The organism is Shewanella surugensis (assembly GCF_023284005.1).
Taxonomy (GTDB): Bacteria; Pseudomonadota; Gammaproteobacteria; order Enterobacterales; family Shewanellaceae; genus Shewanella; species Shewanella surugensis.
The window spans coordinates 1-25,645 of record NZ_JAKIKS010000086.1 but is presented as its reverse complement, the minus strand read 5'-3'; the positions used below and the strand labels follow the sequence as shown (position 1 = coordinate 25,645).

The 25,645-nt window shown below is 42.2% G+C and carries 15 protein-coding genes and 1 pseudogene; 7 read left to right on the top strand and 9 right to left on the bottom strand.

The genetic code is table 11. From position 1 onward, the window contains the following. Nucleotides 1-181: 181 nt before the first annotated feature. On the bottom strand, nucleotides 182-868 hold the full coding sequence (locus L2764_RS18465) for a 2OG-Fe(II) oxygenase (RefSeq protein ID WP_248941801.1): 687 nt from the start codon (nucleotides 866-868) through the stop codon (nucleotides 182-184). Between the two features lie 263 nt (nucleotides 869-1,131). Then, nucleotides 1,132-1,576 (bottom strand): annotated as a pseudogene (locus L2764_RS28285) (RpiB/LacA/LacB family sugar-phosphate isomerase). Nucleotides 1,577-1,946: 370 nt separating this feature from the next. On the opposite strand from L2764_RS28285, the gene L2764_RS18450 reads away from it, so the two are divergent. The 4 genes from L2764_RS18450 (at nucleotide 1,947) to L2764_RS18435 (ending at nucleotide 5,917) form a co-directional block, all read left to right on the top strand. After that, complete coding sequence (locus L2764_RS18450; RefSeq protein ID WP_248941798.1) at nucleotides 1,947-3,101, top strand: hypothetical protein; 1,155 nt, start codon at nucleotides 1,947-1,949, stop codon at nucleotides 3,099-3,101. 58 nt (nucleotides 3,102-3,159) lie between these two features. Further along, nucleotides 3,160-3,678, top strand: a complete 519-nt coding sequence (locus L2764_RS18445; protein ID WP_248941797.1) for a hypothetical protein — start codon at nucleotides 3,160-3,162, stop codon at nucleotides 3,676-3,678. Between the two features lie 62 nt (nucleotides 3,679-3,740). Next, nucleotides 3,741-4,271, top strand: a complete 531-nt coding sequence (locus L2764_RS18440; RefSeq protein WP_248941796.1) for a hypothetical protein — start codon at nucleotides 3,741-3,743, stop codon at nucleotides 4,269-4,271. A gap of 101 nt (nucleotides 4,272-4,372) precedes the next feature. Next, the gene (locus L2764_RS18435; protein WP_248941795.1) at nucleotides 4,373-5,917 is read left to right on the top strand and encodes a hypothetical protein; all 1,545 of its coding nucleotides are present in this window, start codon (nucleotides 4,373-4,375) and stop codon (nucleotides 5,915-5,917) included. 102 nt (nucleotides 5,918-6,019) lie between these two features. On the opposite strand, the gene L2764_RS18430 is transcribed toward L2764_RS18435, so the two are convergent. The 6 genes from L2764_RS18430 to L2764_RS18405 form a co-directional block, all read right to left on the bottom strand. After that, nucleotides 6,020-7,048, bottom strand: a complete 1,029-nt coding sequence (locus tag L2764_RS18430) for a D-alanine--D-alanine ligase (RefSeq protein ID WP_248941794.1) — start codon at nucleotides 7,046-7,048, stop codon at nucleotides 6,020-6,022. Nucleotides 7,049-7,460: 412 nt separating this feature from the next. After that, entirely contained in the window at nucleotides 7,461-8,390 is a 930-nt protein-coding gene (locus tag L2764_RS18425; protein ID WP_248941793.1) for a hypothetical protein, read from the bottom strand. Nucleotides 8,391-8,687: 297 nt separating this feature from the next. Then, nucleotides 8,688-10,946 (bottom strand): exodeoxyribonuclease V subunit alpha, encoded by a 2,259-nt coding sequence (gene recD, locus L2764_RS18420; protein ID WP_248941792.1) that lies wholly within the window; start codon nucleotides 10,944-10,946, stop codon nucleotides 8,688-8,690. Beyond that, complete coding sequence (recB, locus tag L2764_RS18415) at nucleotides 10,943-14,677, bottom strand: exodeoxyribonuclease V subunit beta (protein ID WP_376708451.1); 3,735 nt, start codon at nucleotides 14,675-14,677, stop codon at nucleotides 10,943-10,945. Before recB ends, recD begins: the two co-directional genes overlap by 4 nt. Continuing rightward, the gene (gene recC, locus L2764_RS18410) at nucleotides 14,677-18,507 is read right to left on the bottom strand and encodes an exodeoxyribonuclease V subunit gamma (protein WP_248941791.1); all 3,831 of its coding nucleotides are present in this window, start codon (nucleotides 18,505-18,507) and stop codon (nucleotides 14,677-14,679) included. Before recC ends, recB begins: the two co-directional genes overlap by 1 nt. A 256-nt stretch (nucleotides 18,508-18,763) precedes the next feature. Beyond that, nucleotides 18,764-19,147: an energy transducer TonB gene (locus tag L2764_RS18405; RefSeq protein WP_248941790.1), complete on the bottom strand. Its 384-nt coding sequence runs from the start codon at nucleotides 19,145-19,147 to the stop codon at nucleotides 18,764-18,766. 434 nt (nucleotides 19,148-19,581) lie between these two features. Between L2764_RS18405 and L2764_RS18400 the strand changes: the two genes are divergently transcribed. The 3 genes from L2764_RS18400 to hda all read left to right on the top strand — a co-directional run bounded on the left by L2764_RS18400 (nucleotide 19,582) and on the right by hda (nucleotide 22,818). Beyond that, nucleotides 19,582-20,595, top strand: coding sequence for an endonuclease/exonuclease/phosphatase family protein (locus tag L2764_RS18400; RefSeq protein ID WP_248941789.1), 1,014 nt, complete (start codon nucleotides 19,582-19,584; stop codon nucleotides 20,593-20,595). Between the two features lie 201 nt (nucleotides 20,596-20,796). Continuing rightward, on the top strand, nucleotides 20,797-22,050 hold the full coding sequence (locus L2764_RS18395) for a DUF2066 domain-containing protein (protein ID WP_248941788.1): 1,254 nt from the start codon (nucleotides 20,797-20,799) through the stop codon (nucleotides 22,048-22,050). Between the two features lie 57 nt (nucleotides 22,051-22,107). Further along, entirely contained in the window at nucleotides 22,108-22,818 is a 711-nt protein-coding gene (gene hda / locus L2764_RS18390) for a DnaA inactivator Hda (protein WP_248941787.1), read from the top strand. A gap of 184 nt (nucleotides 22,819-23,002) precedes the next feature. Here hda and L2764_RS18385 read toward each other — a convergent pair whose 3' ends face one another. Continuing rightward, complete coding sequence (locus tag L2764_RS18385) at nucleotides 23,003-25,021, bottom strand: DUF3324 domain-containing protein (protein WP_248941786.1); 2,019 nt, start codon at nucleotides 25,019-25,021, stop codon at nucleotides 23,003-23,005. Nucleotides 25,022-25,645: the final 624 nt, after the last annotated feature.

Here is a 25,645-nt window from a genome sequence, read left to right as displayed (position 1 = left end):
TCAATCCACTCTTCATGAGAACGTTTAGTCATGTTAACTCCTGATGTGATAGTCAGACGTTAAAATAAGGGATCAATGAACGCAGTTGAAGATGTACTTGCTCGGACGGTTGAACTCATCTGTGTGTATTTTGCGTATTTACTTGTCATTATATTACACCTCGGTTAGTGATTTTACTCACTTAACCCAGTGTCCGAAAGTACTGCCTAGGATCAGTGTTCAGACTGTTATTTAAGCGAAACCAGCCTGCAATCGAATAACGATCGCGTTTTGCGGGTAATACCTCATGGGGAAATTCTTCACTTAAAAAGACGACGATAGAGCCAAAATTTGGCATGACGACAATGGTATCATTATCGGTTGAAGACGTGGCGGATTGTGGGTTATAAATCACTAGCTCGCCACCATCATTGGCTGACCAGTATTGATTGAGATAAACAACAACCGATAAGACGCGATTGTCCTCACCTTTAAAAGCATCTTTGTGTGTTTTATAAAAGTCGCCTTTAGCGTAATGAGAAAAGTGACTTTCAAAAGAAGATAATCCAAGAAATAAGCGTCTGTTGAAAAAATCTTGTAGAGATTGAGTCCACTTTATCCAAGCACAGCCTGCGTCGCTATCCGTTGTTATCCAGCATATTTCATCAGTACGAATAAAATCATTAATGTTATGATCTTTGGCTCGCCCAATTCCTGCGCGTTTAAAATGCTCATTGGGCAGTTCGGTCATATGTTGCAGTAACAACGCAGTTAAATTGTCGGGTAAAGCAGATGGATGAATACTGTAACCCTTATCAGCAATGTCATTTGCGATTGATTCAAAAAGTGATAGCTCATCATCCTGATGAGTCGAGTGAGGTAGGGTCAACTACATCCTGCCTTAGGCATGAAAACTAACATTAAGTCGCTAATTTAAAAAATGGAATATACGCCAGTTTATCACCATGCCAGAACAGGCGTATGCTTTTTTTAATCATAGAGTGTTTAATATATTAAAAATAGGTTGTTGATAAAATATGCCAGGGAACATTGGTACTTAAAGCGCTTGATTGTATTCCAACGGCCATCAATATGCAGGGTTTAGCTCTTTTGAGTTATTGTTTAAGCTCTTGTATAAGTTCTTGTATAAGCTCAGTCCCTTCCAAATACTGACTCCATGTCATCAAGGTAGGCGATTTGTTCAAGGTTCCAGTCATCATTGTCTAATGGGGTGGTAAACCATACATCGAGAATGGCTTCTGCCATGGGGATCGTCGTGCTGAGAATGCTGAGGACCAATACATTGGCATGATTCCATTTGCGAGCCCCTTTTGCCGACTCACTATCGAGACATAAAGCGGCGCGTACGCCTGGCAGCAATACAGGCGCCTGTGCCCGTCCAACATAAGCAAATACCTTGTTTGGCTTGTTGAGTGGCAACTCGTTTTGCTGCCGCTTGGGTGACTTGGGGCCAATTAGCCGCTTTTGCGCCTTTATGAGGCCCAAGGTAGTTCACCTTATGCTGCCGCTGTATCAGATACGCTAAGATAAAGTCGATAAGTGGAGCATGTTCGTCACTGGACAGGGCTATTTTCATGCTGTTCCTATGTTGAATTTTTCCAATTTTCAATACTCACTCAAGTTTAGCAAAGAAACGTTTAAATCAAAGAAGCCAATAATGGATATTTTTAGTGACATGGAAATGTCAAGACGGCTTTGGCATTTTAAAGTATTAGGTGCTTATGTTTGTTTTTATTGATTTATTGTTTGATACGAATGTTATTTATTGTATCAATATAGTGGTTTTTTTGTTTTAATGTCGATTAGGTTATTTGATTTATTATCGGGTAATTGTTGTTAAATGAAATGTTAGTATTCAGGCAGATTAACCATCTGATTAAATCGGATGGTGTAAGTGGTTACTTTATGAAAGTAAAATACTTATTTTTAAAGGATAAAAAATAATAATGAGAATGTTTGCAAAGGTATTACAACAAAAAAAACCAGTGATGAAATGTATGCTGTCACTTCTCATGTTTGGGAGCCTACTATTGCCTTCATTAGGTTATGCGAGTTCGGCGTGGATCCCGATTATTTTGGGCGATATTACTTTTTTTATTCCGTCACTCGATTTAGACGAGTCAGTGGTTTATCAAGATGAAGAGGGTTACTTATATGTGAAGCTATCAGTTACTCATGGCAGTAAAACACTTAAGCTTGAAGGCAATAAAGGCAGTTGGACAATTACCGAGATCACTTTTAGTGATTTAATGGATGTGTCTCTAGTTGAAAGTGAATATCAATTGCAATATGGCTATTTTTCTGGTGATGGTAAAGAGGATTTTAAGCTGGTTCTGGGTGATGGATGGGAAGATCTGATTATGCAAAATAATGGTCAGAGTTATGGCGTCATTATTTATGAGGCGGCTGATGACGGTACCATAGGGAATATTGATACTAATGGCAATGGTATTCGTGATGATGTCGAGGTTGAAATTACCAAGCTCTATTCTCAAGGGAATGAGAAGGGCTATTTAGAGCACGTATCTTTTTATACTCGCAAGTTTTTATTAGATACCGATGACTTAGATAAGCGCCGTCATTTTACAGAGATGTTGAAAGGCTATGCGTGTCTGTCGGCATCCGCTGCTGGTGAGGATGCTTATGCCAAAATAGTGGGTCATCATTTAGACTCAAAAGCGCGTTTTAATCGGTATATTGGTAATCAAAGTTTTTTAAATCAGCAAACTATGAATGCAGAGAGTATGGACTGTGTATTAGATGGTGGTGGAGTTGAACCTGTTTCAGGGTGTTTTATTACTGAGCCACTTATTAAGTACGGTACGGTGACGGGGAGCTGGTCTATGTCGACGTTAATGCCCGGTGAAAATGTAAAATTAACTCTTAATGTTAAGCATACTCAATATGAGGGGAAATTTGATTTTTCTTATTTATTGAAGGGTGTCGAGCAAGCGAGTTTCAGAGTCAATCCAGGTGTGGAGCACTCTTTTACCATCGATAATTACCTGTTTGAAAATGACGGTTATTTAAAAGTATTAGCGGACAATACCAAAGGAAAAATAGCCAAGTTCACTTTTACGTTAACCTGTTCGGAAAATTAACCTGACATCGTGGCCATATATTTCAATACAGAAAATAAGCGGAATTAAAGGTGGTGAGATGCAGATAAATGTAAAGGCAGCATTGCTATTGTTTGTCGTATTTTTGATTAGTGGCTGTAGCAAAATAACTTATGAAGAACACTGTGCCCCTAAGCTGACATATCGTTTCCCTGATAGCGCATTGTTTGCGGTGATGGATATAGAAAGAGAGGCTCTAGCACATAAAATACAGTCATTAGGATTAGCTTCAAGAGTGAGTTTTGAGATTGAACCCTATGATGACTTTCCAGAGGCTGCCCGCCAGCAATTTTCGATGATCAAGGTGATGTCAAACTCGGTACAGCTGTTAGGGCCGGTTATTCGTTATCAAGCCCCTTTCTTGCGGATCGGAGATAGTCATGATTTATGGTTTTATGCCGACATTGGAGGCCATTTAACATGGCTAACAGAGAGCCAGTTGAGTTCTTTTACGGCTCAATATCCCACAAAAAATCACACTCAGAATGAGCTTAAGCTTATAGGGGTGAACTTAAATCGGTTTGATCTTGAAGCGCTTCCTGAATGCATGAAAAAGTGATGTTAATGAGTTAGGTCATAGTCAAAGCCAATAGAGGTGGATCCGTTTATGGGGAGTATTAAATGACACTGAGTGTGAAACCATTCGGATTAATATGTGGATACTTGTTGTTGTGTTTTCTACTCAATGGCTGTAGCAAAGTTACTTATGAGGCTGATTGTGCCCCTAAGCTGACATATCGCTTTCCGGAGAGTTTGCCATTTTCAGTAATGAATATGAATGAGAAGGGATTAGTCGATAAGATAAAGGAATTAGGTTTTGTTTCTAAGATAGGTTTTATTCCTATGGTGGATTTAAATATAGATCTAAAAAGGATTGCGGCACAAGAAATAGTGGATACACAGGCTGGCTATATACAGTTATTAGGGCCGATTATTCGATATCAAAGCCCTAAATATGCCATTACTCGGGAAGATGCCATATATTTTTATGTTAACTTTCAAGGTAGCAACTTCTGGACTCCTGCTTATCAATTTGATTTTTTTGTTACTTATTTCCCCACTGCGTTACACCTTGATAATCAAACTCAATTAACAGCATCAAAGCTGGATAAGTTTAATAATGAAGTGCTTCCAGAATGCATGCAAAAGTGATGTTAATGATGAAAGGGGCTTGTCATTAGCGGTGAAAATAAACAATGTTTTTTATAGGCAATATTAATAATTATCGATTTAAGGGAAGAAAAGGATCCGTTGTGATAATAACAATAGTATTAAAAAAAAGTGTGTTAAAAAAAGCAATGTACACAGGATTGAATCGAATGCTCTTTCAAGGGAAAGTCTTAAACAATAAAGTAGTGAGTCTGGTCATAAAGGGCTTTGCCTCTCTATTAATGCTGTCGAGTGTATTTGGAATGGCATTTGCGGACGATAGTAAAGATGATGGGCCAGTATTTGATGTGATTTTTACCGATTTGACAACCGGCGAGAAGACGCAGTTTTACACTAAACCGGACAGAATTTTTCACATCCCTGAAGCAGTGACTCAGTCTTATGAAGAAGTGCAAGCATTAGAGGCGATAGCCGCGCAAGCGGAGGTGGAAAAAGCATTAATGGCCACATTCTTACTCGAGCAGGGAGTGAATTTATCGAAAGATCAGGTATTTGATCCTATTGGCATTGATATGAACACTGCCGATGTTCAATTAGCCCTTGAGGAGTTAGAGAGTGATAGCTTAGCAGCCAGCAGCACCGCAACGCTTCAAACCTTAGTCTATGTTAATGGGATGAATAACACTCCAGTGGAGGCTAGACTCAATCTAAATACAATTAAAACAAAAGTAGCGCCGCGTGTAGGTGTTGATATGGTATATCACGCTTGGAACCAAAAAGAGGGACGACTAGAAGAGCTTGCGGAAGTGGCGATGCAACATATTCAACAAGATTACCATTTATCCGATAAAAAAGCTTGGCAACAGTTTGCTTACATATTTATGTCCCCTAAAAAGTATGTATTTGAACGTTTTGCAAAAGAATCCTTAGCATTGATTGATGAAGATAACTATATCAACGATGTGGATTTAAATCGGCACTTAAATGAACAATACCTGCCATTATTGGAGCAGAATCATAAGGTGGTGATCTTGTCTCACTCGCAAGGGAACTTTTATGCTAATCGTGCTTGGAATAAAATCGAGAATACTCCAGCGACAACTAAATATTCCCAAGCCATTGGCGTGGTTGGAGTGGCGACGCCAGCGATTTATGTGGCGGATAATGGCCTTTATACTACCAATACCAATGATCAAATCATTAATGGTATTAGAGCCTTCTCTGAACCTCACTTGCAACCTAAAGTCGCCAATGTGACACACTCATTAACCTGGAATGATGAGCTTGGACATTCTTTAGCAAACATATACCTTGGTGATACAAGTGAAAGTCATGTGATCACTAATAAAATTGCTAATGACATTAATACTACCTTTGCACGATTAACAGTGGCGGGGAGCTGTACGGCGTTTCATAAAAATTTAGGCAATGATTGGGTGGGTTATTACAATCCTGGCACTAATTTTACTGGGAAGTTAGAAATTGTTATCCATGCTTATGATGCACCAAACTCAATCTCGGTGAGAGACAAAAATCATAATCGACTTTTTTGGACGACGAATTATTTCAGCGGGACAAAAAGTGCCATTATTGATTATGATGAAAACAGTATGGGCACGCTTTCGATTGCGATTGGTGCGAAAGACAGCGGCGATAAGTGGGATTTACGCATTAATTGTATTAAATAGTTAAACATCATCAACGAATAATAACCAATACGCCAGCAGGGCTTTACTGGCGTTTTGTGTGCTTAGTTGTATGGCTTAGCGTGTGTGAATTGTTGAGATAGCTTATCTTTTAGTATCGGCTTCTGTTTTAAGTCCAAGCTGGGACAAAATCGTGTCATTTAAGTAGTCGCTAAAACTTGGGCCGTGGTTTTGCAGCATCTTAGGGAACATGGAAATCGGCGTCGTACCGGGGAAGGTATTCACTTCGTTTAATAAGATTTCATTATCCAAGGTTAAAAAGAAATCAATACGTGATAAATGCTTAAGCTTCATGCCGTTAAAGACTTTGATGGCATAGTGGCGGATTTTATCGGTAATATCAGTGGATAGCCCTTTCGCAATCACTTCAGTGATGGCCTGACTGCTTGCATCATACTTTTCATCGAAGCTATAAAAGGTTTCTGTGGCGCAAATGATTTCACCGGGCAGGGTGGCAATGATATTGCCTTGATATTCATACACGGCGACTTCTAATTCACGTGCTTGAATGGTTTTTTCAATAATGACATAGCTGGAGTAGTGAAAGGCGGCGGCTAAGTTTTCACTTAGCTGAGAGACATCATCGACTCTATAGCAACCGACAGAGGATCCCTGTGACGCGGCCTTAATAAAAATTGAGCCCCAATTATGTAAAGCATGCGCGGCTTTGTCTATGGCAGCTTGATTAAACTCACTTAAAAACAATGAAGGGGTGTTAGGAATATCCAGCGCACTAAACCACATTTTAGCGGTGACTTTATTAAAGCAATTGCGGCTGGCTTCAGCATCAGAGCCAAAATAGGCTAGCTGGATTAAATCAAGGTAAGATTGCAAATCGCCGGTTTCGCCAGGATAACCATGTAGGCAAGGAATAACATAGTCTATGGGCCAAACCGCGGTCTTGTTGTGGAAACGCAGCTGTTTTTGATTGGTAATTTCACAGGGATCACCTTCAAGGGTCTGATATTGACCTTGAGGCAGTAGTTCGACACGAGTGACATTATAATGGGGCGATTGGGCTAATGTGTGTTCGAAAAAATGAGCTGAAAGTAATGAGATCGCATGCTCATCTCCACCACCACCGCAGACAAGCAGCAGGTTAATTGGCTTCATGGGGGCTCCTAGTTCCTATCATAATAGTAGGATGGGCCTTTATTCTCTTGTGATGGATACCGATGGCTTAATGGCATCCATTTTCAATAGCTTGGAGGATAAAGGTTTAAAATAAAGCCGCATTATAACCTTAAGCTGTGTTTATACCAATGCAAAAGATAATACCAATTCTATTGAGCCTGAGATTAATGTGGAACCTTTTGGTGAGTTTAAACGTAAGGCTTAAGAATGATTAGAAAAAGACGAGTTTATGGGTGGCTTTATTCATAATTGATAGTTGTTGAATACAATTATTTCCGATCCAATTCATGTACGTTGTAAGTACTTAGTGCTGTTTTACGGCATAGCATAGTCTATGCCGTATAGGTTTTGGTCAAGTATTAACATGGATTTAACCGAGGTTATTGGCAGCTTATGATTTTGCCTTCCATTCGGCCATTAACTTTAAAAATGTTTGATTGACAGATTCAAAACTTTGTTTCACCGATTTCTTCATCTCTGCGAACTCTTTTTTTGCAGATGAGATATCATTTTTTGCCTCTCTTAAATCTTGTTGCTCTTCAAGAGTAAACGGCTGACTCGGTACAGTTTCTGCAAGAGAGGTTTGTTGTATCGTTTCTTTTAAGCCCTGTTGTTTTAACTGTTGGCCTTGAAGCATCGCTGAGTTGGCATTGTCCCAACGCTGTCTAGATAAGGGATCGGTAAAACCATCACTGTCTTGAGCTGAGAAGTTGAAATCACTATAATTTTCATTTACTTGGGTTTCTAGTGCGACTTTCCTTTCGTTCTCTTGTGTTAGTTTAGCTTCTTGCTCATTTTTCGTTTTGATAGCATCTTGAGCGTCAAGATATGCATTAGCAATATCGCGAGGTAAGTGTTTTTCGATGGTGAGTTTTCGTTCATTTTCCCCATACTGAATGGTATAGGTGACTTTATGCTGTCCTGTTTCATCAGCTTGTCTGTTAATATCGAATGTAAATAATTTTTCTATATCATTATCACCTTCTGCACTGACTTGTGATTTGTATTCACCGAATTTTATAAAAAATGGCATGCCATCCATTTCATGATCGGTAAAAAGTGTCTCAACACCAGATAAAAACCCGCTAAGGTTTGTGCCAAGTAGTTTGTCTTCTAATCTTAAAAATAGTTGATCAAAAAATTGGGTTACTTGCTGTTTGAAGGATTGAGTACCCTCTACTTTTGATTTAAGATCATCAAGATATCCAAGTCCAATATGAATATTTTGCTCGTGGTTTTGACCTTTGAGAGTTAAATCGCTAGGTTGTTCGTAAGCACTCGTTATAGCAGTAGATTGTATTGAATTAATACTTCCAGTCATGTTTCATTTCTTCAATTTAGGATTTTTATATATATTAAATAGTCAAAAACAATCTTGATATCAAAAAACAGACAAACTTCTAAAAAGTAAAAAATGACCTATGCCTGATGTTGTTTCGGGTGTATTACTTTTGATAAACTTACCTCTGATTTTTATTTGCATCGGTTAATGCTAATGAAAATCAGAGGGTTAATATATCATATGTGTTGCTTAGTGAAGATAATATTTTAAGTAGAGCGGTGATGATAAAAAGTAACAAAGTGTAACAGCTATATACTCGAATGATCCAACGAGTGATTAATCACCCCACAGCCTTCGGGCCAAGCCTGAAGCCCTTTGCGTGGCTTTAAGACTCGCTTGTTCAAAGACCTTTTCACTGCCAAGGCACACAAAGTGCTGCTTAGCACGGGTGATCCCGGTATAAATAAGCTCTTTGGTGAGTAATTGTTTTTGCGCGGGACTGGGATTAACCGGTAGCACTAAGGCCACTTGATTAAATTCACTGCCTTGGCTTTTGTGTACAGTCATGGCATAACAGGTGTCGTGCTGAGGTAACCGAGCAGGTAGCACGCTGAGTAGGCTGGCATCGGCTTGAATAAAATGAGCCATGAGTTTATTGTTGCGATTTTTATCAGGCAAAATAAGGCCTATATCGCCATTAAAGAGCCCTAAATTATAATCGTTGCTTTGAATGATAATCGGGCGTCCAGCGTAAAATTCTTGGGTGGGTTGAATAAGCTTTGCCCGCCATAGGGCTTGGGTCATACTCTGGTTGATCCCTTCAACGCCATATTCACCGCTGCGCATGGCGCACAATATGCGGTATTCATTGAAACATTCTATGATGGTGTCGCTCGATTGCAATTGATTGTGCACCATAGTCAAATAGCGGCCATAAGCGGCAACGCTTTGCTCAAGTAAGGTGGTTAACCCCAAATTTCCTCTTGAGTGTACTTGATGCTCAAGCCAGCAAAGCTCTGGGTGCTCTGCTTGCCATACCCGTTTGATTTGTTGTTTATTGGAGTGATTAACGGCATTGGCGAGTTGACCAATACCGGCATCGCCCTTAAAGCGATGGCTGTGCATTAACATGCATAAGCTGTCACCGATGTTTGACTCTGTTTGCTGCGTCGTCGTATCGCCTAAGTGTGTATTATCGATAAATGGGCTTAGGTCTTCATCACATAATTGGGACAGGACTTGTGCATGAGCGGGAGAGTAGCGCATGCGCCATTGGTTATTTGCTTGCTCGGCTAACCCCGCGCAGATATCGGCCAGTACGGCGCCCGCTTCAACTGAGGCAAGTTGGTCTTGATCGCCCAGTAAAATAAGCCGCGCATGACTGGGCAGGGCATGCAACAGTTTGAACATCATCGGTAGGTCGACCATGGAGGCTTCGTCGACCACTAACAGATCGAGCCTTAGAGGGTTATTTTCATTGTGTCTAAATTTATGCGAGTTAGGAATAACGCCTAACAGTCGATGCAAGGTTGCCCCTTCTTCTGGGACTTGCGCTAATGCTGTGAGGTGTTGCTGCGCACTATAGGGATAGGTTTTATTGGCATTGATGGTTTTTATATCGGTAGACCACTGTTTTATTTCGGCTTTAAGACGCAACTTTGAGGCTTTAATCGACTCACTTAATCGGGCTGCAGCTTTACCTGTTGGGGCGACCAGTTTGATGCTTAATGGCGCCGCGTCCGTTTTTTCTATGTTACTTGCGTGTTGTAAGCAGAGTAAAAATAACAGCTTGGTGACGGTAGTGGTTTTTCCTGTGCCAGGACCACCGGTGATCACTGCCAGCTTCTTGGTCAATGCCGTTGCAGTGGCAATTTTCTGCCAATCAAAAACTGCTGGGTTTACATCACTAGTTTGTTTTGGATAAAGTAAATTGAGCGTGGTGGCGATGTCATCGATATTATCTGCATTCAGTGAGTAAGCATTATCCCTGGCTAACCGATTAAGCTGTTGACTTACTTGGCGTTCAAATTGATAATAACGCTGCAAATATAGGTAGCCTTTATCTAAAATGATAGGCGATTGGATCAGCGATAAAGGCGTTTTTTCTGCTAAGGGCTGACTCATCGCTAAGGGCTTATTCGTTGCTAAGGGCTTATTCGTTGCTGCAGGCTCTAGGCAGGCGATGGCGCTAAAGCGGGTTAATTTTTCTGTTAATTCGCTACGCGAGCAAGTGATCTGACAGTGGCTTATTTTTTCTTGCAAGGGATTATTGAGCTGAATGTGAGCAAGAGGTAAACAGGTATGCTGCTGAGATAACTGTTGGCTCAATAGTGCACAGATCAATAAAAATAGCGGGGAAAACTCTTGATGAATATGACTGAGTTCTAGGGAAAAATGCCGATCAAGCGGTGTTAAACGGTCTTCTTCTTCCCATTGTTTTAACAACGCTGAAATCGGGAGTGAAGTGCTCAGCCCCTCTGAAATGAAGGGCCCTTGTGTTACCGCCGCAGGTGTTGCATGCAGCGTGTCTATGTCTGGTGAACTCAAGGAATTGGCCTTTTTTTCTTCCATAGTGGGAGTCATTGAGTGTGTCATAGTAATGGCTCCTGCTGCATCGGATAAGAGGGGGCTTCTTGACTGTGTGGATGGGCTTTTCCTTCAAAAAGATCATCCAGTGCAAAGATTAAGGCCTTTGGCGGTTTATCATAAAACACCCCCGACAGAGGATGCTGGTTCGACATGCCCCGTAAGAATAAATAGTAACTGCCGCCCATATGTTGATCAAAGTCATAATGGGGTAAGCGTAACTTGAGGTAGCGATGTAAAGCGAGAGTATAAATAATATATTGCAGATCGTATCGGTGACTCGCGATAGCTTGACTCATGGCATCTCGGTGGTAGTCCTCAAAGTGCTTACCTAAGTGATTGGACTTGTAATCGGCAATATAAAACTGGCCTTGGTATTCGAAGGTTAAATCGATAAAGCCTTTTAACATGCCTTTTAAATCATCAAATTGTAACTGAGCACTATAGCCATATTGACTCAGTAAGGTATTGAGCTGGTGGGCATTCAAGGTGTTAATGGGTAAGTAAAACTCCATTTCGACCAATTTGGTCTCAGGAGGCAGCTGAGCGAGTGACAAGCTGCCTGCTTGATTTAAGGGGGCGGTTAATAAATCCAGATACCAAGCTTTAAGCACAGGCTGCCAACTTTCATCGAAGCCATACTGGCTCATGGCTTGAGGTAAGTGTTGTTCTAAATCCGTTTCTGCTTGGGTGAAGTCAATTAACTCAAGCACTAAGTGCATGAAGCTACCGGCATTTGCCCCTCTTTCAAAGGTAAAGCGGCTAGGGGAGGCATCTTCCTCTTCATCGATGATGATCACTTCAGGAAAGCCTTCATCATCGGCGCCGGGAAGCACTTTTTCATGGCCGACATTTTTGACCAGTCCCGAGTAACTGCCGACTCGCCAAGGGGTGGATAAGGTCCGTTTGAGTATTTTGGCTGACAGTGTTTGATCCTGATCCCATGAGGAGGGGGCATAAAAAGGCGTGCAGGCTATGGCGTCATTGATTTCATTAATCGTAATGGCGTCACACGCAAGTTGCTCTGCCGCAAACTTAACATCTTGATACTCACATTTAGCGTCTTTTATGCCTAATAAATAGCCGATAGCGGTTTCATGAAGTTGGCTCTTGAGTCCGTCCTTTTTAGTGAAACGACTCTGATTGGCAATGGATAAATAACAACGATAAATTGGGCGGGTTAATGCCACATAGAGTAAACGTAAATCTTCGGCGAGCGTTTCCTGTTTATAGGCGTCAAATCCCTCATCTGTTTGCAGCAAATCCCAGATAAGCTGGCCGTCTTTGTGGTACAGCATCGTGCTGGGCTTCCTACTGGAGCGTGCGAGACTCACAAAGGGTAAAAAACAAATGGGATATTCAAGCCCCTTACTCTTATGAATGGTGACAATTTGCACTAGATTTTGCTCGCTTTCTAATCTGAGCTGATTCTCTTCGGCTTGGGCATTGTCTATCAGGGCTTGTTGATACCAGTTCAGTAGCGCATTACAGCCATCGATCTCGGTGGATTTTTGTTGTAGTAATTCTGCAAGGTGTCTAAAGTCGGTGAGTCGACGCTCGCCATCATGACTGGCTAATAGTCGCTCGATCAACTGGGTTTCTTTGGCTAAAAAGAGTAAGGCGGGCATGATCCCCCGCTGATTCCAGAGTTGATGGAGTTGAAAGAATTGTTCTAATAAGGCTTGCCTGACTTCTTCATCCTGATTAAATTTTTGTATTTGTTCACAATTAAACCCCAGTAATTGCGTCGCCATGGCGCTGCGCAGTGCTTGCTCATTTTTCGGTAATGCCATAGCGTTTAATAATATCGCCATTTCTCGGGCTTCAAGGGTGTCATAAACGCTGTCTCTACTGAGAAAAACTGCGCCTATTTGTCTTTGTCTTAAGGCTTTTTTAATCACCGCCGCTTCATTTCGGTCTCTGACTAATATGGCAATATCTTTTGCGACTACCGCTCGCTGTTCAATCTGACAATGTCCTTGCTGGGCAAGGGTGAGTAAACGTGAAATCTCTTCAGCGCTCGCCTCGGCAAGCTGTATTCTGGCATTGACTTTATTGAGGCCCTTTTCTGGCTCTTCACTGAGTAGCTGTATTCGTAATGCACTGCTCGTCACGGTGTTATCGACGGTTTCAATCAGGGCTTTATGGCTTTTTCTATCGGCAGCTTTTACTGCTTCAAAGGGAATGGATTGGCTCATAAAAGCATCATTGTGATTGTCAAAAAGGCAATTTACTCCTTTAATCATGAGCTTGCTGGAGCGATAGTTGGTATCGAGACTGTAATGATGTTGGGTCTGTTCTCGGGCTTGAATATAAGTGTGAATGTCGGCGCCGCGAAAGGCATAGATGGCTTGTTTTGGATCACCGATCATCAATAAACCTAAATGGTCACTGGATAATGCTTGCTGATAAATCTGACTGAAAATAGTAAATTGCAGTGGATCGGTATCTTGGAACTCATCAATTAAGGCCACAGGAAAGCGCAGCGCGATGTGTTTTGCCAGCTTCATGTGGTCGTCATCGGGACCGTTTACTTCACTTTGCTCAGTCTTTCTATGTTCTTTATTGGCCTCATTGACTCCATCTTTAGCGCTTAGCGCATTGGCCAAGGTTAACAGTAAATCATCTGGGGTCATTAAATTACGTTCTGCTTTTTGCTGTATGAAACGCAGTGAAATACCGCTTCGAGCTTGATATAAAAAAGCGGGCAGTAATTCACTGAAAAGCTGATGAATTTGTTCAATGTGGGCTAATAAGGGTGCCTCGTTGGGTGTGGGGGTTGGGTGTTTTTTATTCAGTTTGAGTGCGTTGAGCGACAGGTGTGACAAGACTTTCATTGGCGGCAAGCGATCGGTTGAGGTGATCCAATTGTCTAGCTCATCAAACATTTTTGCCAGTTTGGGGTAATGATCGGCAAGCTTACCAAATCGAGCACCATTTAAAGGCAGCGCATGCAGCAAGGTTTCGAGGTTTTCTCGCTCTTGAGGCCAGAGGCTAAAAAAGCGCTTAAGGCTTTGGTTTAAACGTTCGATGAGCTTATCGAAGGCCATGGGTTTTGGCGCGGCGATAGCAAGGCTTGCGCCTAATAAGGAGCGTAATTGCTTGCCTAATACTTCGGGATCATTGATGTCTTTTTGGATGATCCCAGCGATATTTTCTGGCATGGCATAACAATGTTCACGCCAAAAATCTCTGACGGCATGATGCAAAAATTCACTGTCATCCAAGGTGAATTCTGATTCAAATAATAACGATGACTCAAAGGCAAGATCGGCCAAGATCCGCTGACAAAAACCGTGAATGGTAAAAATAGCGGCCTCATCAAGGGATTTCAAGGCGAGATCTAAGCGCCTAAGGCAAACAGGGCGAGCATCGACTGGGGTCTGTTCATACAATTGATTAATAAAATCATCATCAACCTTTAAACCCATGAAGCCTTTAAACGTCGCCTGCACCCGTTTACGGATCCTATCTCTGAGCTCTGCGGTGGCGGCATTGGTGAAGGTGACCACTAAAATTTGTTCACAGCTTAAGGGGGACTCAATGCCAACACCTAATAGCAGCCTTAAATAAAGCCCTGAAATAGTATAAGTCTTACCTGTTCCTGCACTGGCTTCAATTAAACGAGTACCCGTAAGAGGCAAGGTGAGGGTGTCCAGACTCGCTGAGTGTATAAACTCAACATTGTCTTGTTGGCTGGTTGGTGAGGGGCTCTCTGAAGACGTCATATTGTGGCTCATTATGTTGGCGCCTCACTCTTGGTTTGATGCTGATTTTGCCCATGAACGTGCTTGCCTGATGGTGTGTCTAATGGGGGGGATGCTTGACTGGTTTCAGTTAAGCTGAGTGTGGCGGCAATCGACTCGACAAAATGGGCTAAGTCTTTAAGTGGGCCGCTTTGATACAAGCTGAGCTGGGGTAATAATAAGGTTTGGCTTATGATGCCAAAGGTGTCTTCTTCAAAATCATCAGGAAAGCGATAGAGTCTGTGAAAATGGGGATCTTTTGCATCGCCAAATTGGGTTTGTTCATTTAACCAATGAGAAGCCGCGCTGTCGAGCTTTTCTTGATGTTCGCCTTCTGCTTCAACATAGGCATAGGATGTATTTGGAATAAAGGCTAAAGGTTGTTGTTGCCCTTGATAAAAGCCTGAGATCCACAATTGCAGTTGTTGTTTCGCTTGCTGGGCTTTTACGTTTTCAAATGCATGGTATTTACCTGCGTCGAGCAAGTAACTGGGGTGATTAAGTCCCATGGCATTGAGGCATAAATGTCGTAAATAAACCCGAATGAGATCTTTCGATTTCGCGGTTCCGGGGCGATAATTGACCAGTCCTTTGGCACTAATATCATCAATACGGCCTGTTAGTGTCATCGGAAATGGCAGATCAAATTGAAGTTTAATATCACAATGTTGTTTGTTGGCTGCACTTTTTGAAGTATTTGTCTGTATCTCATCGTTTTGTTTATTTTTATCTTGTGGCTCATTACCTTGCAAATAGTATATTCTGTCGATCAGCGGCAGCAGATCTTTTTGATACTCGTTGAGTAATAAATGATCGAAAGGCGATAAAGGCAAATCTCCGCTGGCTTGCAGTTTTTGATAAAACAAGGGATCGGGTTGGCTGAACCCTTTATCAATCGTATCTTTGAGTATGCGACTTTGTAATTGATATCGCTCAAGGTTATCTAAAGAGAAAGGTTCATCATTATGATCCATTTGAATATCGAGATTCAAATCCACTTTTAAAGTACGTTTAAAAAAGTACTGCGCCGGATTGCGATAAAAACGAACTAAGGCGGATAAGTCTAGGGCTTCCTCCTCCTCTGTGGTAACTGCTTCTGTTGTGAAAAAGGCTGTTGTGGCAGAAGCCGCATCGAGTCTCCCACGTTCTTTACTATTATCATCACTTTTATGGGCATTAGGATGAGTACCGATAAAGGCTTGATACAGTGAGTCCATCTCTAGGACTGCCGCTGTTTCTGTCTGATCCTGTGCGGGTAGCGTCGTAGCCTGTTTTTGGATCGGACACCACTGAATGGCGTAACTTTGTTGCAGATGAACAGGCTCGTTTTCAGAGTTTGCGCCGGTTTGATAAAGCTTAGGATCAAAGGGCTGTAGCGGCATTTTGTGTAATAATTGCTGCGCAATGGCCTGTTCAACGTCGCCGATCTCGATTGTTGAGTCGAGTTGTGGATCGGTTGATGGACAGGTTTGCTGCTCAGTGTTAAGGCTCTCATGTATAAAGGCTTCGGGAAGATAACAAAGCTGGCAATATTCGACTAACTCTGAGACTAACATGGATGGGATCCGCTCTGAGTTATCGCGTTCACTGTGACCAATATAGCTGATATAAAGTTGCTCTCTTGCCGATAGTAAGGCCTCTAAAAATAAATATCTATCGTCGAGGCGGCGAGAACGGTCCCCTTTACGGGCAGCAAAATGTGCGACGAGATCAAAGCCCACTGGGTATTGGATCCGGGGATAAATGCCATCATTCATACCCAATAAGCACACGATTTTAAACGGAATAGAGCGCATAGGCATTAAAGTGCAAAAATTGATACTGCCTGCAAGATAACGTTGCCCAACACGCGATTCAGATAAGGTTTGCTTAAACCACCCATGCAATACTTCTATACTCAAGGCTTGGTGGTGCAAGGCATCATTGAGCTCTGTGGTCAGTTTGCTTAATGCTTCTCTTACTGTTTGTAATTGCTCTCTTTCATCGTCATCGACATCATAAAAATCATGTAACATTTGTTCGAGTTGAATTTGTCTGTCAGTGATCGGCGTGGCGCTGAGCAGTAAAGATTGATGCAAGTCGATAGTTTCAATGAAATTGAGTAACTTACCTAAGGCTTGTGCCGATTGTCCCTCAATACCTTCAACGGCAAGGGTATCGTGATATAGGGGAGAGGCATCACTAAAGGCATATCCGAGTAATAAGCGTTTAATGCCGAAAGCCCAAGAGTTCTGGTTAAAAGGAGGCAGATCTTGTTTCATGCGACTTTTTTCATCTCGTCCCCAGCGCACTTTGGCTTGCTCTAACCACTGGCGAATGAGACTTAAATCATCATTATCTAATCCAAAACGCCTTAACACAGCGGGGACTTCTAAAATGCCCAGAATATCGGTGAGTCCAAATCGACTCTGATTAATATTCAACAGATGCAAGAAACTATTGATCAGCGGTGACTCTTGCGCGGCCCCTCTATCGGCAATGGCGTAGGGAAGATAGTGAGCGCCTTGCTTGGCAGCAAAAACGGCATCAATATAAGGCGCATAAGCGGCCACATCGGGCATCATGATAACAATATCTTTGGCGGCGAGCAGGGGATTTTTTGCGAGCATCTCTAGCAGGTGATCGTGCAGGGTTTCGATTTCTCTTAAGGGGCTGTGGCAGCTTCTTAATGTAATCGAGGTATCGTGTTTATCTAAACAACGTCTGCCAGTGAGACTTTGATAAAGGCTGGCATTTGGCCCTAGGCTTTGACCACGGGTTTCGAGGTTTAAAATATCCGATTGCACGCCGGCGAGTAGCGGTTGTCTATTCGTGGCCCTTGCTAAGGGATTGACGCCTAAAGGCGCCATGCTTGAAGGCGTCATGTCTAAAGGATCGATAAAACAGTCAAAGTTAAATTGAGTATGACTTTCGGGTAAGCCTAAGATCAGATCTAATAGCTCTCGGCCCATTTTGCCGTTATTGGCCAATAGTGGGTTGCCCACTTCTAGCTTGTCTTCCCATAGCGTATCTAATTGTTTTTTATTTGTATATTCGAGTGCCATTCTGGCGCGTAATTTGGGATCGATAATATCGCCCCAATAATGCTGACAAGGGCTTAGGCTGAGCATGATGACATCAATGCGTTTCGCTAAATGGTAAATGACGTCTAAGGTTTGCGGCGCCATGGATGAAATGCCGAACACAAACAGTCTTTTGGGTAAGGCGGCTAAACAGGTACTGGGATCATCGAGGGCATCAAACAGGGCTTGATGTAAGTTGGCCCGGTGGTATTGGCTTTGATTAAGTTCATTGGCATTAAAATCAATTAAGGCGCGCCATAATAGAGGTTGCCAAGCTTGTTCTTGAGTGAGTTTGATGGGGTGTTCATGCTTTTCCCAGCTCGCAATCCAATCGGGACGATAGACTAAGTATTGGTCGAAAATATCTGCAATACGGCCACATAATTGATAGAGCTTAAGCGGATTATCTTGTTCAAGATAGTCTTTTAGGGGTAAAAAAGCCTCATGGTTTAATAAACGCGGCAGCAGATCCATCAGCTTCCATGTCATGGCCGCTTTGGTGAAGGCATTTTCTTTTGGCACATCATCAAGCAAGGCGTGACACAATTGCCAAATAAAGCTTGAGGGCAGCGGGAAGTCGAGCACCGCAGCGATATTATTATGCTTGGCAATTTCTAATCGTAACCAAGTCGACATGCCCGGACTTTGTACTAATATATGTTCGGGTTGTAAACATGACATATTAGGCAAAGGGCAGGCCAGCTCTGTTGCCAGTTGTTTAGAGAGGGCTTCCATCATATTAGATTGGATCAGATAGAGCATGAGTGACTTAAGCCTTGATGTGCAATAGGAGGTGATGCTCTATTCTATACTGAAATGATTTAAAATTGCCCCGACTTTTACGCCATATGCAATGACTTATCGATTGATTGATGAATTATACCCCTTCGAGGGGGAAGTAAAGTATAAATTAATTTTATGTCAGTTTATTTTGAGACGAGTACTGTCGTTGTTGGTTTTTCTGAAAGATTATTTTCAGAAATGAAGTAAAGGCTAAAGTGCTCGGGGGAAGAAGGATTTATTGTTGCGCGTAAATGGAGGTATAAGGACGTAAGTGTGCATAATTGAAATCTAAATTCATCATGAGTCTTTCATTAGCAGCAATCTCAGCTGTTTTAACAAAACGACAAGCAGAATAGGTGGTTAGTGCGGCTTCTTCAAAATAACCTTTTGGATTTGAATCAATGACTTCCATATCGATAGGATAGCCATTTTTGTCAAGGTAATAAGCTAATAATACCCAACCTTTTATTTGCTCGTTAACGGCCTGAACGGGCAATGTTTGAGTATGATCGCAATCAACAGGCAATGCTTTAGAAATGACTTCAGGTGCATCACGGGTGTCAGTGCAGACACAAGCTGATAACCCAATAACGCCAATAAACAGAATGAAGTACTTCATAAACCTCTCCTTAACGTATTGGCGAAAAAACTAATTTATTGAATTTATTGAATTTTAACCGAAAACCTTATAGACCATCTAATATGAAAACAGATAAATATACTGTATTCATTAAATGTTACTTTTAAGTGAATATCAAGTTGTTTTTTATTGTAAGGTTGAAATGAAAATAATGGGGGGTTGAAACAAGAGGTTGCAGAGGGACACAATGGGGTTCAAACCGCATGGCAGCAGATCATTTGACTGGATGCTTTTTTACAAGATTCTCTGTTCGTTAATTCATCCTTTTTAACTTTATATTCACATGGCAATATGCTTTTTCTTATGTTCATTAAAAATACTTAATGAAGCTGTATTGGCTTTTGTATGACTATTTTTATGAGTATTGGGCATGCAGTAACTCAAACCTTCCGTTAGATTTAAGGATAAAATCAATGAAAAAGTATTTTGTTATCGCCGTTCTTTCCATGTTGAGTCACAGTGCATTTGCATTGTGCTGGGATTATAAATTTACACCCGCTGGCACCAAAAGTAGTAATGGCTATGATTATCAAGAATCGGGTGCACCGACTTATAACGATGCCCAGTCGGGGCAATTTAGTGTGGTGACGTATAATGTGGATGGTTTCCCTAACTGTATTGGGGGTAATACAAAAAGTGATTTTAAAGTTTTACTGTCGAGACTCAATACGGCAAGTTATGACATTGTGTTATTACAAGAAGTGTTTAGCCCTGATAAACATGATTTTATTAAAGATGAAGACCGTGTGGAAGTGATGAATTATCCTTATCGCTCTAAGCATTGGCGAGGCGGGATCATCTCTTATGGTGATGGACTATTGCGCTTATCGAAATATCCTTTTGAGATGGGGCAACGTGATGATGATGATTATTCGTTAGCAAGCTTCGAATCTGAAGAGTTCTCATCTTGCTATGGTGGTTTAACCGATGGTAATCCTGATTGTTTAACTGAAAAGGGCTTTACCGTTGCTAAAATGGAGATTAATGAAGGTTTTGAAGTGCATGTGTATAACACCCATATGGATGCCGGACGCAGTGATGAGGACATGGAAGCAAGACGCGGACAAATGCAGCAATTGGCCGATTTTATCAGTGCCCATTCAAGTGATGCGAGCATCGTCATTGGCGGAGATTTTAATATGAAATGGGCCGATCACTCTCAATCAGATGCACATCGTGAAATTTGGGACGATTTCTTGGCTCAGACGGGTATACGTTTAGCCTGCCAAGATTTAATTGATGGTGATGATACCTCGATTGATAATTGCAGTGATGATGAACGTGCTAATACGGATCAAATTGGTTATGCCAATCACAGTGACAGTCATACATTAACGTTAGGCGATTATCATGAGCTAAGTTTGTTTACTGATTTAAGCGATCATGAGCCTATGTATGCTTCTTTTACTTGGGTTAAAAATGACTAAACTTTAGTATAGGATAACGCCTGAAAGGGGATATACCCGATGGTTTTCAGGTGTTTTTATGTTAAAAGGGGCTTTTTTATTGATGAAGACTGACAGGGGATCAAGAACACCGAGGCAGAGTATTATCTTTATAATTTATTGTGGTACAATTTTATTACTCTTGAGTTATTCCAGAAACCATCAAAGATGCTGAAAATCCCAATGCAGACCATTTTAGCGCCGAAAAACTTAGCGCAGAAGTTCATCGCCCAGTTACCGCTTTTAGTACTCAGTACTCTTATTATGTTTTCTGCTACCTTATCGGCTGCTGAAGTGACCCAATTGGATGAGAGCCTCGTGAGTGTGGATAATCGTTCTACAGCGCAACGCAATGCAGGGATAAAGAAAGCGTTTGATAACGTGATCTTAAAAAATTCAGGCCTGCAAAGTGCGCTTAAAAATCCTTTGGTGGCTGCCAAGCATAAAAACCCCAATGCCTTGATGACCCAATATGGTTATCAAGAGAAAGAGGGGCAGTTATACCTTAAAGTAAACTTTGATAATCGCAGTATAGTGAATTTATTGAGGCAAGCCAACTTACCGGTTTGGGGTAAACAACGTCCATTAACGTTAATCTGGCTGGTGAGTGATAACGAAAATGGTCAGCGTCAAATTACCAGTGATGAGTCCGATACTCCGATGAAAGAAGATTTTTCTCGTCAGGCGAGTAACCGCGGCATGCCGTTTATTTTTCCTTTGATGGATTTGGATGATTCAATGCGGATAAGTGTCACGGATGTCAGAGGCATGTTTGTTGATAATGTGGCTGGCGCGTCGAGTCGTTATCAAGCGGACTTTTTTATTATGGCCTCTATTGAAAACAGTGGTTCTGGCGTGGAGTATGCGTTGAGTTTGTATGCTAAAACCCGTAATGCAGCTTCAACAGCGCCGCTGTTATCGATGAATAGCGACGCGAATAATGTGAATACGGCTATTAGCGCTATGATGGCGAAAGTCAGTGAATATTATGTGGATCAATATGCCATTGTCGACTCAGGCGATCAATTGTCTGCTAAAGTGACATTTTCTGGGATAAGTAACATGCAGCAAATGGTGGCACTTGAAAAATATATTGGGCAATTAAGAGCAATAAAGTCCTCTCAATTAGTTGAAATGAAAGATGATAGTGTGACTTATGACTTTGCGCTTTTCAGCACCCAAGCTGACTTGTTTCGGGTGATGGACTTAGAACCCAGATTGAAACCCTTGTCGAAGTCTGCCGAACCGGTGATGTCTACTATGGGAAGCTATTCATCGGGTGCGAATGGATCTGAGGCTTACTCATCAAGCCCTTATTCGCCTAAAACAATAGGAAGAGGCACGTATATACAAGGTCAAGGAGGCACGCCAAGTGCGGGGAAAACTCCGACTAAAATCCCCGTAATCGCGACGATTTATCAATGGAAAGGACATTAGCGGCTGCGCATGTTAACATACGCGCCAGTATACAATAACGTATTGAGACAGATCTGAGTGAAGTCGAGTTCACCTTTACAATTATCGTTGCCTGTTTCTTTGCCTGATGATGAAACCTTCTACAGTTATTATCCGGCAGCAGGTAATGATGAATTAATTCAAAGTTTGCAAGATTGTGCACAAGGAAAAGCCAAGCAAGCCGTCTTTGTTTGGGGGCCTGAAAAGTCAGGTCGAACCCATTTAATGCATGCTGCCTGCGCGCAGGCGAATGATGTAGACCGCAGTAGTTTTTATATTCCGCTTGGTATACACGCCAGCATCTCCACGGCCTTATTAGAAGGGCTCGAAAATGTCGATCTTGTTTGTATCGATGATGTGGATGCGATTGCGGGCCACCCTCTTTGGGAAGAAGCCATTTTCGATCTGTATAACCGACTCATTGAGCAATCTCATAGCGCACTGATTGTGAGTGCCAAAGTCTCTCCGAGTGATTCTGGCTTTATGCTACCGGATCTGGTGTCTCGTATGCAATGGGGGCTCAATTATCAATTACAGCCCATGGCAGATGATGAGAAGCTAGCAGCACTGCAACGGCGCTCGGCAATGAGAGGCTTACAATTGCCTGATGATGTGGGGCGATTTTTATTGAATCGTTTGGCGCGCGACTTGAGAACCTTATTTGATGTATTAGACCGGTTAGATAAAGCCTCGCTTATTCATCAAAGAAAGCTGACGATCCCTTTTGTGAAAGAAATGCTGAGGTTATAAGCATTTTACTTAGCCGTTCTATTCATTGAGTGCGGGTGATAGTCAGCCGCTTTGTTTAGCGAGCATGAGTCATTTTCAGTAGCAAGATGTAAAAATAACAGTTAAAGCGGAAGCCTATTCGTCAGTGATATGACCAATAGGCTTTTTTCATATTGAATGAGAATCGCAAGATAATATGCTTGGGTTAACGCTCACCACTGAGTTTCAAGGGTGGATGAGGGCGGCTAACGCCAATCTCTGCACTGGTATCCACATCATCCCTTGCTTGCGTTTTGTTAAGCGTATTCATTTGGCTATTCGATAGGGTTGGGGCCTGTACTACGTTTTGTGCCCAAGTGTCACCCACTATGAGTAATACTGGCTCGGGCAGGCTAGCCAGTAAGGCTTGCGTATCCAATGTGGGCAAAATGGATGTGCCAACAATGGCAAATCGCTCAGCAACCTTGTCTTCACCAATGCGGCCACGTTGTCCCCAATGAACCAAAATATTATTGGCAGTCGGGTTGGTAGGCTTATCGGTTACCGCGACATCGCGTTGAATATTAAATCGATCACTCATCATGGCTTCTTCAAATAACATCGCCATGTCTTCTTGTTGGCTGGTGTAAGCGTAATAATCACTGGCTGCATCTGCGCTAAAGAAGGCACTAATGTCACTCGGTGTGTAGGCTTGTTGGGTTTGTGTGGCACTTTCGCCTCTAAAGCTGACATTGGCAAGGGCGTGCATCACATCACTTGTGAGCGGGATTTGGCTGATGAGCTGATCTGAAATCGATAATTGGTCATTACTGATCCATTGATAATCATCGATGAGTCTGGGACCTTGCAGTTGGGAGTGCAGTGAAATAGGAAAATAATCATTGGCATGAGCGAGTTCATGATATAGCAAAGAGGCTAAATCGGGCGTGAGGGCCTCAAGAGAGCGAGGACTGCGAGCCGCAATGGAGAAATATTGTGAGGCATAATCATTATTTTGGACATATCGCCACGGCATCAAGAAATCAAGTGATTCGCCAAATTGGCTGCGGTAATCGGGCTGTTCATTAATGGTATCGCGTTCGCTGGCTGTGAGCCATAAATTGTCGGGGTCTACATAAATGGCGCCTGTTTGCGCCCAATAAAAAGACGGACGAATATCTTCACTGATCACAATGGCAGTAACCGATTGTAATAAAGTTAAAAAATCATCTTGGGGATCCATCTGCTCCAAAAAAAACATAAAATTATCGCCCATCCACTGGTGAGAGACTAATAAGCGATCTTCTATGGCTGCTTTCATGGCATCCGCGTTATCTTGCTGGCCGATTAAGGGCAGGGTGGTTAATAAACAACTTTCATTGAGTTGGTTGGAATAGACACAGGCTTGTATCGCATCGGCATAGGGAGAGCTAGGTTGGTAGGCAAAGGTTCTGGCTAAAGGCTGAGGAAAATAATCAGATGTGATGGCGTTTTCAAAAGTGATAAGCAAGTACACATCATCATTGACTTCAGCGCCATCGATTATCGCCATAGCCCGTAGTGTGCTGATGGTGTCTTGTGAAACGGCGGGTGCACTGAACAAAGGTCGGTCTATTTCGCTTAAGTCGACTAACAAGTCTGGGCCATCGGCAATACACCAGCTTAAATTTGTCATGGTATCACTCATAGCGTAATACCTGAGACTCACGAGACTGCCTTGGGTGACTTGATGGCTGACTCTGATATGGGCATTGTTAGTTTTGGCTGCCTCGACATCGATGCTGATGCTTTCACTCCAGGTTTCGCTCTGAGTCGATATGTGCACTTGTAATGTATAGGTGCCGCTGCGGGGGGCTTCAAACGCTAATAGTGGGCTATGAGGCGATATTAATACTAGTGGCTCGCCACTTAATTGTTGCCAGTTAAATTGATAATCGACACTGTTTAACGGGCTATTGTTGGTGTTAATTTGAGTCAAAATTGCGCCAGATTGCTGGGCATAATACGTCGCTTCAATTTGAAATTGCAGCGCGGAGTTTGTGCTAACAGTGGTCAATGAGGATTGAGTTGATGCATCCTGTCCTGCAAGCGTATCACAGCGAGTCATCGTGGCACTGGGTGTGCCACTGTTGCTGTCATCATTATTATTATTAATGCTAGTATCATCGCCACCGCCACCACAGGCTGAGAGGACTAAGGTTAAACTTAAGCTCATCATGAGACGAGATAAAGAAGAAAGTTCCATTTTATGGCTGTCCTTGTAACGTGAAGTTGTTCGTCATTATTGTTGTTTTACAGGAATATAACATAAGTCAGATGGCTTGGGTATTCCGTGGGAATGTAGGGGGTATTTATAACGACATCCATGTCTAACGGCCAGTTCGATGTCCGATATCTCCCGTTCAAAGAGACCACTTTTGTGGTCTTCACCCTGCGGTGAGGCTAAAGTCGTGGATTCCCATCCACACTGGGCCAAAAGGGGATCTACAGCAATCCCCTCTTGGATCACCTTGCTGCCCCTAGCGGAGTGACATGCATTGGTTAGGTGCCTCGTTCTTATAGAATAAAGAACTAACATTTCCGATGTTACGTCCCTATAACCCGAAAATTAAACAGACATCCTTGTCTGTTCTACGTTATGTATTCAAACGAACTTCAGCCACTCCGATGGGGAATGAAAGCAATGGGTTGCTTAGAATTGGATTTTATTATCGATGTTTTAGCTCCAGAGAGTCGTTGTTTGATGATTATGATCCTTGGCAGTACTTTCGGACACTCGGCTAAGTGAGTAAAATCACTAACCGAGGTATAATATGATGACAAAGAAAATACGCAAAATACACACAGATGAGTTCAAGAAAGAAGCACT